Genomic DNA, 16,808 nt, shown 5'->3' with positions numbered 1-16,808 from the left:
CATGACACAAGCACCCGGAAGCCAGGCGCCTCAGCAGCTTTTCGACCGCCGCACTTTGGCAGCCCGCCGTGCCCGCAGGCGCGCGGACGCAATGTTCCTGCATCAGATGGCACGCGACGAGGTTGAGGATCGCCTGAGCTTGGTTAACAGAACCTTTACGGCGCCTGCCGTGGTCTGCCCGTTCCCGGAAGTCTGGGACGGGTTCGCGCCCGGAGCCAAAGTTGTCCAGGACGACGATGTTTTGGCATTGGAAGCTGGCGCGCATGACGTCGTGATCCATGCCATGAGCCTGCATTGGGCCAATGACCCGGTCGGCCAGCTGATCCAATGCCGCCGCGCGCTGAAGGAAGACGGGCTTTTGCTGGTCGTCCTGCTGGGCGGCCAGACCCTGCGCGAGCTGCGCGCCGCCATGGCCGAGGCAGAGACCATCGTGATGGGCGGCCTGTCACCGCGCATTGCCCCGATGGGAGAAATCCGCGACCTGGGCGGCCTGCTGCAGCGGGCGGGGTTTGCCCTGCCGGTGGCTGATCTGGTGCCGCTCACAGCCGAATACCGCGACCTGACCCACCTGATCCATGATCTGCGCGGCATGGGCGAGACCAACGCCCTTGCCCAGCGCCTGAAACGCCCAGCGCCGCGGGCGCTGTTTCAGCTGGCAGACCACATCTACCGCGAACACTTCGCCAATGCCGAAGGCCGCCTGCCCGCAACTTTCGAGCTGGTCTGCCTCACCGGCTGGTCGCCCTCGGACAGCCAGCAGAAACCTTTGCGTCCCGGCTCGGCGCAGATGCGGCTGGCCGATGCGCTGAAAGTACCGGAATCCAAGCTCTGATCCCGATAACCTGCAGCTATGGCTGCGCCAATGTGATCCAATTGGCCTTTCGCCCGTAAAGACAGTAACTTCCCCTCGTTCACCGAATTCCAAGCCCCACAGGACCTGCCCATGCTGGACGCCGCCCAGACCGCCAATTGCCCTGCCCACGCTCCTGCCGATCATCCCAAGGTCGCAGCAGAGAAAACCGGCATCCTGCTGGCAAACCTCGGCACTCCGGACGATTACTCCTACTGGCCCATGCGCCGGTACTTGAGCGAGTTCCTGTCCGACAAGCGGGTGATCGACTACCCGTCCTGGAAGTGGCAGCCGCTCTTGCAGCTGATCATCCTGACCAAACGGCCGTTTTCCTCGGGTGCGGCCTACAAATCGATCTGGAATCACGACAAGGGCGAGAGCCCCCTGATGACCATCACCAAGGACCAGACCGCCAAGATGGCCGAGGTGATGAAAGCGCGCTACGGCGATCAGGTAATGGTCGATTTCTGCATGCGCTACGGCAATCCGTCGACCAAATCCAAGGTGCGGGAAATGGTGAAGGCCGGCTGTCAGAAGATCCTGTTTGTGCCGCTCTACCCACAGTACGCCGGCGCCACCTCGGGCACAGCCAACGACCAGTTCTTCCGCGCATTGATGGAGGAGCCCTGGCAGCCCGCGGCCCGCACCATCGAGCCCTATTTCGACCAGCCCGCCTATATCGACGCCTTGGCGCGTTCGGTCGAGGATGCCTATGCCACGGCGGAAAAACGCCCGGACATCCTGGTGGTCTCCTACCACGGGATGCCCAAACGCTATCTGATGCAGGGCGATCCCTACCATTGCCAGTGCCAGAAGACGACGCGGCTGCTAAAGGAACGGCTGGGCTGGGACGACACCCAGATCACAACCACATTCCAGTCGGTATTCGGCCCCGAAGAATGGCTGAAACCCTATACCGTCGATCACGTCGCTACGCTGGCCAAAGAGGGCAAGAAGAACATCGCGGTGATCGCGCCGGCTTTCTCCGCCGATTGCATCGAAACGCTGGAAGAAATCAACGAAGAGATCCGCGAGAGCTTTGAGCACGCAGGCGGCGAGGACTTCCTCTATGTCCCCTGCCTCAACGATGATGAGGATCACGTTGCGGCACTGACAGGCGTTATCGAGCAGAACCTGAAAGGCTGGCTGGACTAAACGCCCGTCCCGGTCCAAATAGGATCCAATATTGGATCGCCGGGCACACCGGCAGACCGGGGAGAGTTTGGATGACGCTTGCGCATTGGGCGGCCGCCCTGAAACAGCATTGGGGCATCGAGGCGGAACTGACCCGCCTGGACGGGGAATACGACCTGAATTTCCTAGCCAAAGGGGCGGATGGCCAGGGGTACATCCTGAAAGCCATGCGCCCCGGTTGCGAGACCTGGCTGGTCGATATGCAGGTGAAGGCGTTTGAGCATATCGCCGAACGCCAGCCTGATTTGCCCTGTCCGCGGGTGATCACCTCGATGGACGGTCAATCATTGCTGAGTATCGCAGACGAAGACGGCAAGCAGCGGCTGGTCTGGCTTCTGAACCAGCTGCCTGGCCGCTGCTATGCCAAGGCTGAACCCAAAAGCGATGCGCTGATCCGTGAAATCGGCCAGGTTCTGGGCGGCTCTGCCAAGGCGCTGGCGGATTTCCAGCACAAAGGGCTAGAGCGCGATTTCAAATGGGACCTGATGCGCGCGGGTTGGATCACGGATCAGCTCTCCTGCATCGGCGATCCCGCGCGCCGAGCGATTCTGGAGGACATTGCCGCTGATTTCGCCAAGTTGGAGCCTGTTCTAAGCAAGCTTCCAAAACAGGCTATCCACAACGACGCCAATGACTACAACATCATGGTCGCAGGTGATCTGGGCGCGCCGCGCCGCGTATCCGGCCTCATTGACTTGGGCGACATGTGCGCCGCGCCGCGGATCTGCGATCTGGCGATTGCTGCGGCCTATATCGTATTGGACCACCCTTCGCCTGAAGCGGCCCTTGCGGCGCTAGTGGCGGGCTATCATGAGGTGTATCCGCTGACTTCCGCCGAAGCGGATATGGTCTGGCCTCTGCTGCGGGCCCGCCTTGCGGTGAGCGTAGTGAACTCCACTCTGATGGCGGCGGACAACCCCGGCGATCCCTATGTCACCATCTCGCAGGCACCTGCCTGGCGGTTCCTCGAAGGTACTGCATTGCACAGCGGTCTGCTGAACGCCCGGCTGCGCGCCGCCTGCGGCCTGCCGGTGGTGGAAGGCGCTGATCGGGTGATGGCCTGGCTGGAACAGGAACGCGGCAATTTCGCCCCGCTTATGGGCGCGGATCTGGCGGATGCGCCAATGGGCTCGCTTTCTGTAGAACACTCCACCTGGCCGCAGAACCCGTTCCACATGCCACTGGAGGAGGCCGCCAAGGTCGGCGAGGAGTTCGAGGACAACGGCCGCATCTGGCTCGGCTATTACCACGAACCGCGGCTGATCTATGCGGAGCCGGCTTTCCGCAAGGGGCCGTGGAAGGCCAGCGACCGCCGTACGGTGCACCTGGCTGTTGACGCCTTTGCGCCTGCAGGGACGCCGATGTTCGCCCCCTTGCGCGGTGAAGTTTTTGTGGCTGAGTACCGTGCCGGGCATCTGGATTATGGCGGGGTCATCATCCTGCGACACGAAACGCCGGAAGGCGACCCGTTCTATACGCTCTACGGACATCTGAACCCCGAATTCCTCGACCGGCTGAAACCCGGTGACGTGGTGGAGAAAGGGCAGGAATTCTGCCGCCTGGGCGATCCCGGCCAAAACGGCGGCTGGGCGCCGCATGTGCACTTCCAGCTTGCTCTGACCACCGAAGGCATCGAGGCAGACTGGCCCGGCGTCGGCGATCCTGACGAGATGTACATGTGGCGCGCGATCTGCCCGAACCCGGCAGCCCTGCTGAACCTGCCGGATGAAAAAGTCCGCTACCACCCCACTGACAAGGGCGAAGTTCTGGCTGGCCGCCGCGCTCATTTCGGCGGCAACCTCAGCCTCACCTACAACGACCCGGTGATGCTGGTGCGCGGCTGGAAGCACCATTTGTTCGACGAATGGGGCCGGCCCTATCTGGACGCCTACAACAACGTCCCCCACGTCGGCCACGCCCATCCCCGCATCCAGGCCGTCGCGGCGGACCAGCTGAAACGGATGAACTCCAACACCCGCTATCTGCACCCGGCGCAAACCGCCTTTGCAGACAAAATCCTGTCAAAACTGCCGGACCACTTCGAGGTATGCTTCTTCGTGAACTCCGGTACTGAGGCCAACGAGCTGGCTCTCCGTCTGGCCCGGGCCCACACCGGTGCCAAGGGTATGGTGACCCCTGATCACGGCTATCACGGCAACACCACCGGCGCGATAGACATCTCCGCCTACAAGTTCAACAAACCTGGCGGCGTGGGCCAGTCCGACTGGGTTGAGCTGGTAGAGGTTGCCGATGACTACCGCGGCTCCTTCCGCCGCGATGATCCGGAGCGTGCTCAAAAATTTGCCGGCTTGGTGGATCCGGCCATCGCAAGCCTTCAGCAAAGAGGCCACGGTGTTGCCGGCTTCATCGCCGAAACCTTCCCGTCGGTTGGCGGTCAGATCATCCCGCCCAAGGGCTACCTGCCTGCCGTCTATGAAAAGATCCGCGCTGCGGGCGGTATCTGCATTGCCGATGAAGTGCAAACCGGCCTTGGCCGTCTGGGCGATTACTACTTCGGCTTTGAACACCAAGGCGCGCTGCCGGATATCGTGGTGATGGGCAAGCCCATCGGCAACGGCCACCCGCTAGGCGTTCTTGTAACAACGAAGGCGATTGCCGAAAGCTTTGCCCAGGGGCCAGAGTTCTTCTCGACTTTTGGCGGCTCTACACTCTCGTGCCGGACTGGCAAGGAAGTGCTGGACATCGTTGACGACGAAGGCCTGCAGAAAAATGCCCGTGTGATGGGCGGCAAGCTGATTGAGGCTTTGAAAGCACTGGAGCAAAAGCATGCCTGCGTTGGCGACGTTCGCGGCATGGGGCTGTTCCTCGGTCTGGAGCTGATCAACCCTGACGGGTCAGAGGCCACAGAAATTTGCTCCTACATTAAAAACCGGATGCGCGACCACCGCATCCTGATCGGCAGCGAAGGACCCAAAGACAGCATTCTGAAAATCCGGCCGCCGCTGACCATCGAAGAAGCGGATGTGGAGATGATCATCACCGTTCTGGACGGCGTGCTTACCGAAGTGGAGGCGGCCTGACAGGCCCCTTCACCTCCTGCAATCAGGCAACAAAAAAGGCGGTGGGAAACCACCGCCTTTTCTGTAACCGTGTATCGAAATTAGTTCGATGCAACAGCTGCGCCGATCAGGACCAGCAGCAGCAGCGGCAGCAGGATGCCGCTGGAAGAACCCTGAGCTTCTTCCACGATGACCGGCGGTTCAACAACCGGCTCGGACAGGTTGCCAGCAGTGGCGGTCGAAGCAGCAGCAGTCAGCGCAGCGGCGATAACGAGTTTTTTCATGTTAACCTCCAGAATTTGCGCGGATCAAACAACTGAACCACGCACCCAAGACTTACCTCGTAATTTTTTCTAACCAGCAAAAATGCGGGATTGCAATTGCTTGTTATAGTTAACAGCTTAGCGCCCGGACCCGTGTCGTCAAATAAGCAACACCTGCGTGCCGACTTTGGCCAGGCTGAACAATTCGGCGATATGCTCATTGTAAAGACCGATGCAACCGTTGGAGGATTTGCGGCCGATCTTACGCGTGTCGTGGGTGCCGTGGATCCGGTAGTATTTCCAGCTCAGATACAGCGCATGACTGCCAAGCGGATTATCCGGGCCCGGCGGAATAAAGGCCGGCCATTCCGGATTGCGTTTGCGCATATTGGGTGTCGGCGCCCAGCTTGGCCCCTCGACCTTGCGTGTGATTGTGGTCCGGCCGCGGCGGGTCAGATCATCCGATAGCGGCACCGAGGACGGAAACAGTTTGTAGATGCTTTCATCGTGGGACCAGTAGTGCAGCGCGCGGCTGTCGATATCGACCAGAATCGCTCCGTTGCGCAGATTGTCGAAGTAGGGCGTCCAGGATTTGGCTCGGAATGCGGAAATGTTGCGCTGAACCGGCGGTTCAGGTTCCGGCGGCGGGCGCAGCGGATCAAAAGCCTGCTGTGTTTCCTCTGCTTCTTCCTGCGCCAGGACGGGGGTAGATATCACAGCTGCAGTGCCGGCAAGGAACTGCCGCCTGCTGAGGTTGTCAAACGGATTTCGGGACATCACTCTTTCCAATTCACGCAATCTGGATCCAAGGTTGCCGCATTTTATGACCGGAAAGCCGCAGTCGCAAATCAATCCGGCCGACCAATCCGCATATTTCTGCCGGCGCATTTGCACCTCTGCCACAGGAAGGATAAGTCCAACGGCATCTGACGGAGCGAGAGAGCAAAATGAAACGTGTTTTTCTGCTGGCAGCTGCTGCAATCCTGACCCTTGCCGCGGCCTGCACGCCGGCAACCGAAACCGGCGGCGCTTACAGGATTCGGAATGCCGACAAGGTGCAGATCCGGATGCTTGATTCCGTCAATGCCCTGCGCCAGGCCGCAGGCGCGCAAACCGTTCAGCTGAATGCAGAATTAACCGCCGCCGCTGCCACCCACTCCCGCGACATGTCGGTGCAGAACCGGCCCTGGCACTTCGGCTCCGACGGCTCCTCTCCCTTGGACCGGATTGCCCGTGCGGGCTACTCCGGCACGCTTTTGGGCGAGAATATCTCGGAAACTTACGAGAATGAGCAGCAAACGCTGACCGCCTGGCTGGAACAGCCCGCGACCCGCGCGGTGATCCTTGACCCCAAGGCTGTGAACATGGGCTTCTCCTGGTTCCAGGAAGACAACGGCAAAATCTGGTGGACAATGGTCATGGCCAATTGAGCTGCCGCGCCGTGCGTCAGCGCGGCGCCAGGCCCAAGTCTGCCAAGATGGGCCGGCCAAGCCGGCGCATCTGCAGGCGCGGGAGCGCCCCCGGCATCTGATCAGGGCCGCAGTGCGATGGTGGTGCCGTTCTGCACCATCGCATAGATCTCCTCGATCTCTTCATTTGTCACGGCAATGCAACCCGCAGTCCAGTCGTCCACCCGGGCTGCCCGCTTGCGCTCCTTGGTGTTGTTCGGCTGGCCGTGAATAAAGATTTCGCCGCCCGGCCGTTTCCCCTGGGCCCGGGCGTGGGCCCTGTCCTGCCCGTTGGGATAAGAAATCCCTACCGACAAGTGGTAACTGCTGTTCGGATTGCGCCGGTCGATCAGATATGTGCCTTCCGGGGTTTTGCCATCGCCTTCGAACTGCTTATGCCCCAGCGGCGCAAATCCCAGTTCAACTTCGTACTCCCGCAGGATCTCATCATTGTGCAGCAAGTACAGTTTGCGCGCGCCCTTGTTGATCACCACGGAAGTGACCTGGGGCCCGTTGTACGTCTTGAACCTGCTGACTGTGCTGGCCGCATTGCTGCAGCCCGCCAGCGCCAAGCTGGCCGCGGCACCGATTCCAAATGCCCTTCTGTCCATTGTTGAGCCTGTAGTTCTTATTTGCCTCTAACCAGCCCATACCGCGAAACCGGCATTAAGAAAATTCACATTTTCCTGCTTTCGGTTTCGCTCAAGGCTCCTTGTCCTGGGCAGACGGGCCGGACAGCTTCTGCTCGATTGCCGCCAGACGGGTCAATACTTCATCCCGGTAGGCATCGGTCCGCTCGCCTTCTTCTTCGCCATGGGCATCCTGCATCGAGTTCACAATCAGGCCGACCAGCAGATTCACCACCGCAAAGGTCGTCACCATGATGAAGGGCACGAAGAACGCCCAGGCATGCGGATGCACTTCCATCACCGGACGCACGATCCCCATCGACCAGCTTTCCAAGGTCATGATCTGGAACAGAGAATAGGCGCTGAGGCCCAGATCGCCGAACCATTCCGGGAAGTCCTGGCCGAACAGCTTGGTCGAGATCACCGAGCCGATGTAGAAGATGATCGCCATCAGCAGGAACACGGATCCCATACCCGGCAGCGCGGTGATAAAGCCTTCAACCACCCGGCGCAGCCGCGGCGCCACCGAGATCACCCGCAGCACCCGCAAAATCCGCAGCGCCCGCAGCACCGACAGCCCTTGGGTGCCGGGCGCCAGCGCAATGCCGACGATCACGAAATCAAACACGTTCCAGCCGCTTAGGAAAAACCGGTGCCGCCGCACGATGAGCTTGGCCAGAATCTCCACCACAAAAATCGACAGGCAGATGTAGTCGATCAGGTGAATCAGCCCGCCAATTTTGGCCATCACCGAAGGCGCCGTTTCCAATCCCAAGGTAACCGCATTGACCAGGATGACAGCTGTAATGAACCGGCCGAAGCGGTCGCTGTCCAGGATAGCGGCCAGGCGGCCGGTTGGAGGTGTCGCTTGGGTATCGGTCATCTCAGTCTTCCAAAGTGAATTGCGCAACCAGTTCGGTATGGGCCGACCAGCGGAACTGGTCAACAACCTGCACCCAATCAAGGCTGTAGCCCGCCGAGACAAGGGCCTTTGCGTCACGGGCAAAGCTCACCGGGTTGCAGGAGACATAAGCAATCACCGGTGTGCGCGCCTTGGCCAGCTGTGCGGTCTGCGCCTCAGCGCCGGCCCGCGGCGGGTCAATCACCGCAGCATCAAAAGCCGCACCAAAGGGGTTCAGGTCTTCAGGGAGCAGCGGGTTGCGGAACAGATCGCGCGCCTCGGTGGTGACTTTCTTCAGCCCTTGCGCCTTGCGCCAGCCGGCATCCAGTGCCTCCACCATCTCCCGCTCGCCTTCCACCGCGTGCACCTCGGCGTGCTGCGCCAGGGGCAGCGTGAAGGTGCCGCAGCCGGCAAACAGGTCAACGATCCGCTTGGCCCCTTTGGTGATTTCCAGCACCCCTGCCAGCAGCGCATCCTCGCCCTCGCGGGTGGCTTGCAAAAAGGCGCCCGGCGGCGGGCAGACACGGGCCGCGCCAAAGGGCTGCACCGGAGGCTGCTCCATCGCAACCGGTTCATCATCCCAGGTCAGCCGGGCAATCCGGTGCTTCTCCGCCAGCTGCGCCAGTTCAATGCGCAAAGGCCCATCCAGCGGCTTGCCGTTTTTGACCAGCATATCCAGCCCGGCATCCGAGGTGGTGACGGTCACCGCCAGCGGAGTCTTGCGGCTGGCGCCGGCCAGAGCCAGCGCTTCGGCCACTGGAACCGCCGCCATCAATGCCGGCTCCAGCAACTGGCAATCGGGAATTTCTGTAATCACATCCGACGCCTGGCCATGAAACCCGGCCATCGCCCCCTTCTTGGTGCGGCGCACCGCCAGCGTCGCACGGCGGCGCGAACGCAGCGGCGAGGTGCGGATGGGGCGGAACTCAGTCTCCAGCCCCTGCGCCGTCAGCGCAGTGCGCACCACATCGGTCTTCCACTCCGCCACAAAGGGATCGCTGGCGTGCTGCAGCTGGCAGCCGCCGCAAGATTTATAATGACGGCAGGGCGGCTGCACCCGGTGCTCGGACGGGGTCTCGATCCGGATACCGGTCAGGCGGCTGCCATCGGCGATGCCGGAAACGGTTTCGCCAGGAAGGGTACGCGGGGCAAACAGGGGGCCGTTGGCCACGCCATCACCCTGATGACCCAGTCGGCTGATCTTTGCTGTGGTTCTGGCTGCGTCAGTCATGGCCGCTCCATAGCGCGGCACATGGCCCAGCAAAAGCAAAATGAACGGGGAATTCTATTCAGCTGCCTCAGCCGCGTCGTCATCGGTGCAGATAAAGCCGCCCGACTGCCGTGCCCAGAACTGAGCATAAAGCCCGCCTTGGGCCAGCAGCTCCTCGTGGCTGCCGCATTCGGCAATCCGGCCCTTCTCCATCACAATGATCCGGTCCATCTCGCTGAGCGTCGACAGCCTGTGCGCAATCGCCAGCACGGTCTTGCCGTCCATCACCCGGTGCAGCGCTGCCTGGATTGCGGCCTCAACCTCGGAATCCAGTGCCGATGTCGCCTCGTCCAGCACCAGGATCGGCGCGTCTTTCACGATGGCGCGCGCCAGCGCAATCCGCTGCCGCTGGCCGCCCGAGAGCTTTACACCGCGCTCACCCAGATAGGCGTCATATCCCTGGCGTCCCTGCCCGTCTTCCAGCTCGGTGATGAAATCATGCGCCTCGGCTTTTTCCGCCGCGGCGATCAGCTCTTCTTCCGAGGCATCGGGCCGTCCGTACAGAATGTTCTCCCGCGCCGAACGGTTGAACATCGCGGTTTCCTGGGTGACCATGCCGATCCGGCTGCGCAGCGAATTCTGAGTAACGCCGGAAATATCCTGGCCATCGATCCGGATCTGCCCTTTTTCCCCGTCATAGAGCCTGAGCAGCAGCGACACGAGGGTCGATTTCCCGGCCCCTGATGCGCCCACAATACCGAGCTTTTCACCCGGCTGAATGGTCAGGCTGATGCCCTGCACCCCGCCTACGTCGCGGCCATAGGCAAACTCCACCTGGTCAAAGACAATGCCGCCCTCGCTGACCTGCAGCTCCGCAGCATCCGGAGTATCCTCGACCCGCTCACGCACCGAAAGGGTCTTCATCCCGTTCTCGATCTCGCCCACGTTGGAATAGATCGCCATCAGCGTAAAGCTGACCCAGCCGGTCATCTGGGCAATACGGATCGAGACCGCGCCGGCAGCGACAATGTCACCTTCGGTGGCCGTGCCCGACTGCCACAGAAACAGGGTCGCACCGATCAGCAGCACCGGCAGAACACCGGCCAGGCACATCAGGCAGAAGCGGAAGCTGGCCGAGAGATAGCCGAAGTCCAGCGACTTCTCCCGGAAGGAAACCATGGCGTCCTGCGCCGTGCGTTCTTCGTGATCGGCATGGGCAAACAGCTTCACCGTCTTGATGTTGGTGATCGAGTCGACCACCTGGCCCGTCACCATCGCCCGCGCGCCGGCCCGCGCACCGGAACGTTTGCGCACGCGCGGCAGGAACCAGCGGATCAGCGCGAAGTAGCCGATCAGCCAGGCCAGAAACACACCAGTGATCCGCCAATCGATAGAGCCTAACAAGGCCAAAGAACCCGCAAGCGAGGCCAGAGCAAAGGCCACCACATTGATCATCTCAGTGGTGACAGAAGTCACCGCCGTGGCTGTCTGCATCTGTTTCTGGGCAATCCGTCCGGCAAAATCGTCGTCGAAAAACCGCACCGACTGGCCCAGCGTCCAGCGGTTCAGCCGCGACAGCACCAGCGGGTTCACATTGGGCTGCACCACGATGGCGTTCGAAGCAGCAGACAGTCCAAACAGCACCGGGCGCACAAACAGGAAGAAGCCCAGCGCCAGTGCGATCACCGCCACGTTGCCCGCGGAAAAGAACTGCTCGGGCCCGCTGGCAATGGCGGTGTCGATCACCATGCCGAGGATAAAGGCGGTGCCCGCCTCCATCCCGCCGGCCAGCGCCGAAAATGCTGCTGCCATGAACAGCATCGGCCAGGCACCGGACAGGCACCAGCGCAGGAAGGCCCCCAGCCGCTGCGGCGGCGGCCCCTCGGCCGGGCGGAAGGCGTCGATCAGATTGCCAATGTTCATTCTGCTGCCTCGATGTTCAGGAAGCCGCCGGACTGGCGGGCCCAGAGCTGTGCATAAAGCCCCTGCGCTTCCAATAGCGCCTCATGCGTGCCTTCTTCAACTATACGGCCCTGATCCATCACCAGGATACGGTCCATCTGCGCGATGGTGGACAGCCTATGTGCAATAGCGATCACCGTCTTGCCCTGCATCATGCCATAGAGAGTTTCCTGAATGGCCGCTTCCACTTCGGAATCCAGTGCCGAGGTCGCCTCGTCCAGCACGAGGATGGGTGCATCCTTCAGGATCACCCGCGCGAGCGTCACCCGCTGGCGCTGGCCGCCCGACAGTTTCACCCCGCGCTCACCCACATGGGCGTCATAGCCCTTGCGGCCCTGCGGATCCTCCAGATCGAGGATGAACTCATGCGCCTGGGCCTGCTTGGCAGCCGCGATCATCTGCTCCTCAGTGGCATCAGGGCGGCCATACAGCAGGTTGTCCCGCACCGAGCGGTGCATCAGCGCGCTGTCCTGCTGCACCATGCCGATCCGGCTGCGCAAACTGTCCTGCGTCACCGCACGGATGTCCTGGCCGTCGATCAGGATCTGGCCGCTTTCAGCGTCATAGAAGCGCAGCAGCAGCTTCACCAGCGTCGACTTGCCGGCCCCCGACCGCCCGATCAGGCCGATCTTTTCTCCCGGCTGGATGGTCATGCTGATCCTGTCCAGCCCGCCGGCCTCGCGCCCGTAGTGGTGCGAAAGATTGCGCAACTCGATCTCTCCCTCGGCCAGCCGCAAAGGGTCGGCATTGGCGGCATCCACCAGGTCGATAGGCTGGGCGATGGTTTCCATGCCCTCGGCCACAACGCCCAGCTGGCGGAAGAAGGAGGTCAGCGCCCACATGATCCAGCCCGTCATCGCATTGAGCCGCAGGGTCAGCGCCGTTGCCGCTGCCACCAGGCCAACCGAGGCTGTGCCCTGCATCCACAGCATCACCGCCCAGCCGACGACGCCGACAATCAGCAGCCCGTTCAGCGTAACCAGCGCCGCATCCATGACAGTGAAAATCCGCATCTCTGCCTGGAAGGTCTTACGGGTGTTTTCGATCGCATCGCGCGCATAGGTCAGCTCGTGGTCGTGATGGGCAAACATCTTGACCGAGTGGATGTTGGAGTAGCTGTCGACCACACGCCCCGTCACAGTCGAACGCGCATCCGAGGACGCCTGGCTGGCCGGCCCCACCCGCTTGACGGTCCACATCACCAGCAGAGCATAGAGGCCGAACCAGATCGCCAGCGGCAGCATCAGCCGCACGTCGGCAACCCACAGCAGCACTGCCGCGCCGACCAGGTAAGCCAGCGAAAAAGTGATCGCATCAAAGACCTGAAAGATCACCTCTCCCGCCGCAGGCGGCGTCTGCATGATCCGGTTGGCAATCCGGCCGGCAAAATCGTTCTCAAACCAGCCAACAGACTGGCGCAGAACATGCTTGTGCGCCCGCCATCGGATCAGCGTGCCATAGTTCGGCAGGATTGCGTTGTTCAGCAGCACCACGTCCAGAAACTGGATCAGCGGCCGCAGCAGCAGGATGAACAGGGCCACCAGGATCAGCTCGGTGCCGTAGGTCTCCCAGACCTGTTCGGGCGTACCGGACATGATGTCCACCACCCGGCCCATGTAATAGATCAGCCCGACCTCAATCGCGGCGACGATCACCGACATCAGAGCGGTCAGGACAAAAACAGTTTTGAACGGCTTGGAATAGCCGCGCAGAAACGGCCACAGCCGTGTCGGCGGCGTGTCGGTTTCAGGGTAGGCGCAATAAGGATCAATGAGGTTTTCAAAAAAGCGAAACATGCGGGTGCTCCAGGCGTTCGAGCATTATTTAGGAATACAGATGAAGACAGCGGGCCGCCCAAGGCTCCCACGTCCCAAACGGGGCTAGGTCTCAGGCGTTAGAGAAACCAAATCCCGTAATACATCAGCATTCCTCCCGTCATGTGGTGGCTGCCCTAGGCTTAAGCAAGATTTTTTGCTTTGTCACCCCCCTGCGGTTGTGACGCTGCTGACAGCGTGTGTCAGCGGAGGGAGGCGAGCAGCTCTTCGCGGCTCAGAGCGAAACCCGAAGCGATCCAGTCAGCTTCTAGCTTTTTCAAGGCCGCACCCAGCGCAGGACCCTTGTAGTCCGGCAGAAGATCACGGGCTTTCACCGGAAAGACAGCATCTGCACCCAGCGCAACATCAGGCTCTAAACCGGGCGAAACCGGCTGCTCGAGCAAGGCAGCACGCAGAAGCAGCGCATCCAAGGCTTGCTTTGCACCCAGTCTGTAGCCCAGTTCCCCTGCTCCAGCAGTGCCCTCCGCAGCGTCCCGGATTGCAGCCAGATGAGCCGCCTGCGCTTTGCTGAGCCGAAGGGCTTCCTGAACCCCCTCCCCGCCCAGCGCGGCAAGCCGCCGGATGGGGGAGGCAGCCCGGTCACCTTCCAAATGAATCAGCGGAGCCAACGCACGGTCGTCCGCACCGGGAAGCACATGGATCAGAGCGCCGGATTGCCGCATCGCCGCGACAGAGGGCGCAGGGTCCGGCGCTGCCAGAAGTTTCAGCAGCTCGGCCCCGATGCGCTCTTTGGACAAAGTCGCCAATCCGTCCAGGTTTGCTGCAATGGCGGCCAGTGCGTTTGCGTCGAACCCCTCGGCATGATCGCCATACCAGGCATGAAACCGGAAATAGCGCAAAGACCGCAGATAATCCTCCCGGATGCGGTTTTCCGCAGAGCCTATGAAACGCACCCGGCGCGCCTTCAGGTCCGTTATTCCGCCAAGCGGATCGACAATTTCCCCGCCTGGGCGCGCATAGATCGCATTCATGGTGAAGTCGCGGCGGCGGGCGTCCTCGGTGATGTCTTTCGAAAACGCCACCACCGCGCGGCGGCCATCCGTGGCCACATCCTTGCGGAAAGTGGTGATTTCATGCGGAATACCGTTCTTCACCAGCGTTACGGTGCCGTGGTCGATACCGGTCGGGATGGCTTTGATGCCAGCGCGCGCCGCCAGCTCCATGACCTGATCCGGCAGGGCGTCGGTCGAAATATCCATGTCCGACACTGGCTCTCCCAGCAGCGCATTCCGCACGCATCCGCCGACAAACAGCAGTTGCGCCCCGTCTGCCGTTACCGCTTTGCAAACCGCCTGGGTTGCCGGGTCATTCAGCCAAGGCTGATCTATCCGCATGAACTCTCCATCCGTGCCGCAAGCCCGCGCAGCATCCGCGCGGTCGCACCCCAAATGTAATAGGGGCCATAGGGTACGGTATAGTAGCGGCGGCGGGTGCCGCGCCAGCGCCGGGACTCGATAATGTAGTTTTCCGGATCCAGCACGTGGGAGAGCGGCACCGAAAACACCTCTGCCACTTCGCCCGCTTCCGGACGGGAGGTAAAACCGTCCCGGATCAGCGCAACAACGGGAGTGACCGAGAAACCGGTGACCGTCTCATGCTCCGGCAGACAGCCGACGATCTCCGGCAGTGCCTGCGGCAGGCCGATCTCCTCCCAGGCTTCGCGCAGCGCGGCGGCGCAGGCGTCCTTATCGCCGGCATCCACCTTGCCGCCGGGAAAGGCGATCTGGCCGGGGTGGTGCTTCAGCGCCGAGGACCGTTTGGTCAGGATCAGCCGCGGTGCGCCAGCGGCAAGGGAGATTGGCACCAGCACTCCAGCAGGCCGCAGCTTGCGCCCTTCCGGCAGCACGGTGCCCGGGTTGAGGTCAAAGTCAGAGGAGCCGCCGCCCTGTTTGCCCAGCGCGGCGGCAAGTCTGTTGGTTAGATCCAGCGCGGTCTCACGCACTGGGCGGGTTTTCCGCATCAAACCCCAGCGAGGCCGGGTCCAGATCGTAATGCGCGCCACAGAACTGGCAGTCGGCAGTCACCCGGCCGTCATCCGTGGTCATCTTCTCAATGTCCTTGGACGAGTAGATCGACAGGCTTTGGCGCACGCGCTCTTCCGAGCAGGTGCAGCCGAAACGGACCGGCTGGAAGTCATAGACCCGCGGTTGTTCCTCGTGAAACAATCGGATCAGCAGATCAGTCGGCGTGACCGACGGGCCGATCAGCTCCAGCGCTTCCACCGTATTCAGCAGCATGGTGACCCGATTCCAGTTCTCTTCCTCGTCGCCGGAGACCAAATCGCTGGCTTGCAGAACCTCACCGGAGCCTTCGCCTTGCGCTGCAAAAGGCGACGCCTTCGGCATGCTCTGCAGCATCACACCGCCGGCGCGCCAGTGCTCGGGCACACCCGGCTCGGCCGACTTGCCAAAGCTCAGCTTGAACATGGTCGGCAGCTGTTCGGACTGGGCGAAGTACGCCTCGGCGCAAGCGCGCAGCGAACCGCCGGACAGCGGCGTGATGCCCTGGTAGGGCTGGGTGCCGTTGCCCTGGTCGATCAGGATTGCAAAGTAACCCTCGCCCACCTGTTCAAACGGATCGCCGTCCGTCAGCCGGTCGCGGTCAAAGCTGGCATAGGCGCGGATCTGGCCGATCTCACCCTCTTTCTGCGGCGCGTAATAGTCGGTGGCGATCATCCGCACCGCCCCCTTGGACTGCACCTGCAGCGACAGTTTCCAGCGCAGCGAGATGGTCTGGCCGATCAGCGCGGTCAGCAGCGCCATTTCGGCAACCAGCGCCTCGACCATCGGCGGGTAGTCGTGCTGTTTCAGGATACCATCCAGAACACCGTCCAGCCGCGCTACGCGGCCGCGCATGTCGGATGCATCAAGCTGGAAGGGCAGGACGGTGTCGTCCCACGCGATTTTCGAACCAATAGTCATGGGGTTTCCTTACGCGCCGGGGATTGGCATACCGGGGCTATATAGGAGAAACGGCAGCAGAGTGAAGGGGCCGGCCGGTGATCAGACGATTTGGCGAGACGCCGCAGAAGGGCCAGACCTACCGCAGACGCCCCGGCGCCTATGCGCTGCTGCCGCGGGACGGCAAGCTGCTGGTCACCTGCCAGTATGATCCGGACCCCGACATCCAGCTTCCCGGCGGCGGCATCGATCCGGGCGAGTCGCCTATCCCTGCCCTGCACCGCGAGGTTTACGAGGAAACCGGCTGGAAGATTTCAACGCCGCGAAAGCTGGGCGTGTTCCGGCGCTTCGCCTATATGCCAGAGTATGATCTTTGGGCAGAAAAACTGTGCCACATCTATGTGGCCCGGCCGCTGCGCCAGGTTGGACCGCCCTTGGAAGAAGATCACGAAGCGCTGTGGATGCTCCCGCAGGAAGCAGCAATCCGGCTAGGCAATGCCGGCGACCGCCATTTCGCCGCGCAACTGGCTGCGCGTCTGTAAGTCACTGCCAAAGCACCCTCTAAAAACACAAAATCCCAGCTACGGCCGGGGGAT

The 16,808-nt window shown here is 61.9% G+C and carries 15 protein-coding genes; 5 read left to right on the top strand and 10 right to left on the bottom strand.

Annotation, left to right across the window (positions count from 1 at the left end):
* The first annotated feature begins 1 nt into the window (after position 1).
* The 3 genes from RA20_RS08075 to RA20_RS08065 all read left to right on the top strand — a co-directional run bounded on the left by RA20_RS08075 (position 2) and on the right by RA20_RS08065 (position 5,085).
* Positions 2–832 (top strand): methyltransferase domain-containing protein, encoded by an 831-nt coding sequence (locus RA20_RS08075; RefSeq protein ID WP_039126571.1) that lies wholly within the window; start codon positions 2–4, stop codon positions 830–832.
* Positions 833–943: 111 nt separating this feature from the next.
* Positions 944–2,005 (top strand): ferrochelatase, encoded by a 1,062-nt coding sequence (gene hemH, locus RA20_RS08070; RefSeq protein ID WP_039126568.1) that lies wholly within the window; start codon positions 944–946, stop codon positions 2,003–2,005.
* A gap of 71 nt (positions 2,006–2,076) precedes the next feature.
* Positions 2,077–5,085: an aminotransferase class III-fold pyridoxal phosphate-dependent enzyme gene (locus RA20_RS08065; RefSeq protein ID WP_039126565.1), complete on the top strand. Its 3,009-nt coding sequence runs from the start codon at positions 2,077–2,079 to the stop codon at positions 5,083–5,085.
* Positions 5,086–5,165: 80 nt separating this feature from the next.
* Here RA20_RS08065 and RA20_RS08060 read toward each other — a convergent pair whose 3' ends face one another.
* The gene (locus RA20_RS08060) at positions 5,166–5,348 is read right to left on the bottom strand and encodes a hypothetical protein (protein WP_039126562.1); all 183 of its coding nucleotides are present in this window, start codon (positions 5,346–5,348) and stop codon (positions 5,166–5,168) included.
* A 138-nt stretch (positions 5,349–5,486) separates the two neighbouring features.
* Complete coding sequence (locus RA20_RS08055) at positions 5,487–6,104, bottom strand: L,D-transpeptidase (protein ID WP_039126559.1); 618 nt, start codon at positions 6,102–6,104, stop codon at positions 5,487–5,489.
* 170 nt (positions 6,105–6,274) lie between these two features.
* On the opposite strand from RA20_RS08055, the gene RA20_RS08050 reads away from it, so the two are divergent.
* A complete protein-coding gene (locus tag RA20_RS08050) occupies positions 6,275–6,757 on the top strand; it encodes a CAP domain-containing protein (protein ID WP_039126555.1) in 483 nt (160 codons plus the stop codon).
* Between the two features lie 101 nt (positions 6,758–6,858).
* Here the strand turns inward: RA20_RS08050 and RA20_RS08045 are convergent, their stop codons facing one another.
* The 8 genes from RA20_RS08045 to hslO form a co-directional block, all read right to left on the bottom strand.
* Positions 6,859–7,386, bottom strand: coding sequence for a L,D-transpeptidase family protein (locus RA20_RS08045; RefSeq protein WP_039126552.1), 528 nt, complete (start codon positions 7,384–7,386; stop codon positions 6,859–6,861).
* A gap of 91 nt (positions 7,387–7,477) precedes the next feature.
* Complete coding sequence (locus RA20_RS08040; RefSeq protein WP_039126550.1) at positions 7,478–8,287, bottom strand: ion transporter; 810 nt, start codon at positions 8,285–8,287, stop codon at positions 7,478–7,480.
* A gap of 1 nt (position 8,288) precedes the next feature.
* Entirely contained in the window at positions 8,289–9,536 is a 1,248-nt protein-coding gene (locus RA20_RS08035; protein WP_039126826.1) for a class I SAM-dependent RNA methyltransferase, read from the bottom strand.
* 54 nt (positions 9,537–9,590) lie between these two features.
* Positions 9,591–11,438 (bottom strand): ABC transporter ATP-binding protein, encoded by a 1,848-nt coding sequence (locus RA20_RS08030; protein WP_039126547.1) that lies wholly within the window; start codon positions 11,436–11,438, stop codon positions 9,591–9,593.
* Complete coding sequence (locus RA20_RS08025; protein WP_039126544.1) at positions 11,435–13,273, bottom strand: ABC transporter ATP-binding protein; 1,839 nt, start codon at positions 13,271–13,273, stop codon at positions 11,435–11,437. Before RA20_RS08025 ends, RA20_RS08030 begins: the two co-directional genes overlap by 4 nt.
* Before the next feature lie 221 nt (positions 13,274–13,494).
* Positions 13,495–14,646: a CCA tRNA nucleotidyltransferase gene (locus tag RA20_RS08020; protein WP_039126541.1), complete on the bottom strand. Its 1,152-nt coding sequence runs from the start codon at positions 14,644–14,646 to the stop codon at positions 13,495–13,497.
* A complete protein-coding gene (locus RA20_RS08015) occupies positions 14,637–15,272 on the bottom strand; it encodes a CoA pyrophosphatase (protein WP_052248884.1) in 636 nt (211 codons plus the stop codon). The genes RA20_RS08020 and RA20_RS08015 overlap by 10 nt, the downstream gene beginning before the upstream one ends.
* Entirely contained in the window at positions 15,247–16,233 is a 987-nt protein-coding gene (gene hslO / locus RA20_RS08010; protein ID WP_039126537.1) for an Hsp33 family molecular chaperone HslO, read from the bottom strand. The genes RA20_RS08015 and hslO overlap by 26 nt, the downstream gene beginning before the upstream one ends.
* Positions 16,234–16,310: 77 nt before the next feature.
* Here hslO and RA20_RS08005 point away from each other — a divergent pair, with 77 nt between their 5' ends.
* A complete protein-coding gene (locus RA20_RS08005; RefSeq protein ID WP_039126534.1) occupies positions 16,311–16,754 on the top strand; it encodes an NUDIX hydrolase in 444 nt (147 codons plus the stop codon).
* Positions 16,755–16,808: the final 54 nt, after the last annotated feature.

It is taken from the genome of Leisingera sp. ANG-Vp (assembly GCF_000813725.1).
Classification (GTDB): Bacteria; Pseudomonadota; Alphaproteobacteria; order Rhodobacterales; family Rhodobacteraceae; genus Leisingera.
Note: the sequence above shows the minus strand (reverse complement) of the source record. Positions and strands in the feature narration are given on the sequence as shown.

Coding starts and splice junctions, on each gene's coding strand:
- RA20_RS08045 (WP_039126552.1), bottom strand. CDS start 7,386: ATGGACAGAAGGGCATTTGGAATCGGTGCCGCGGCCAGCTTGGCGCTG.
- RA20_RS08060 (WP_039126562.1), bottom strand. CDS start 5,348: ATGAAAAAACTCGTTATCGCCGCTGCGCTGACTGCTGCTGCTTCGACC.
- hslO (WP_039126537.1), bottom strand. CDS start 16,233: ATGACTATTGGTTCGAAAATCGCGTGGGACGACACCGTCCTGCCCTTC.
- RA20_RS08015 (WP_052248884.1), bottom strand. CDS start 15,272: ATGCGGAAAACCCGCCCAGTGCGTGAGACCGCGCTGGATCTAACCAAC.
- RA20_RS08025 (WP_039126544.1), bottom strand. CDS start 13,273: ATGTTTCGCTTTTTTGAAAACCTCATTGATCCTTATTGCGCCTACCCT.
- RA20_RS08075 (WP_039126571.1), top strand. CDS start 2: ATGACACAAGCACCCGGAAGCCAGGCGCCTCAGCAGCTTTTCGACCGC.
- hemH (WP_039126568.1), top strand. CDS start 944: ATGCTGGACGCCGCCCAGACCGCCAATTGCCCTGCCCACGCTCCTGCC.
- RA20_RS08035 (WP_039126826.1), bottom strand. CDS start 9,536: ATGACTGACGCAGCCAGAACCACAGCAAAGATCAGCCGACTGGGTCAT.
- RA20_RS08040 (WP_039126550.1), bottom strand. CDS start 8,287: ATGACCGATACCCAAGCGACACCTCCAACCGGCCGCCTGGCCGCTATC.
- RA20_RS08030 (WP_039126547.1), bottom strand. CDS start 11,438: ATGAACATTGGCAATCTGATCGACGCCTTCCGCCCGGCCGAGGGGCCG.
- RA20_RS08055 (WP_039126559.1), bottom strand. CDS start 6,104: ATGTCCCGAAATCCGTTTGACAACCTCAGCAGGCGGCAGTTCCTTGCC.
- RA20_RS08050 (WP_039126555.1), top strand. CDS start 6,275: ATGAAACGTGTTTTTCTGCTGGCAGCTGCTGCAATCCTGACCCTTGCC.
- RA20_RS08020 (WP_039126541.1), bottom strand. CDS start 14,646: ATGCGGATAGATCAGCCTTGGCTGAATGACCCGGCAACCCAGGCGGTT.
- RA20_RS08065 (WP_039126565.1), top strand. CDS start 2,077: ATGACGCTTGCGCATTGGGCGGCCGCCCTGAAACAGCATTGGGGCATC.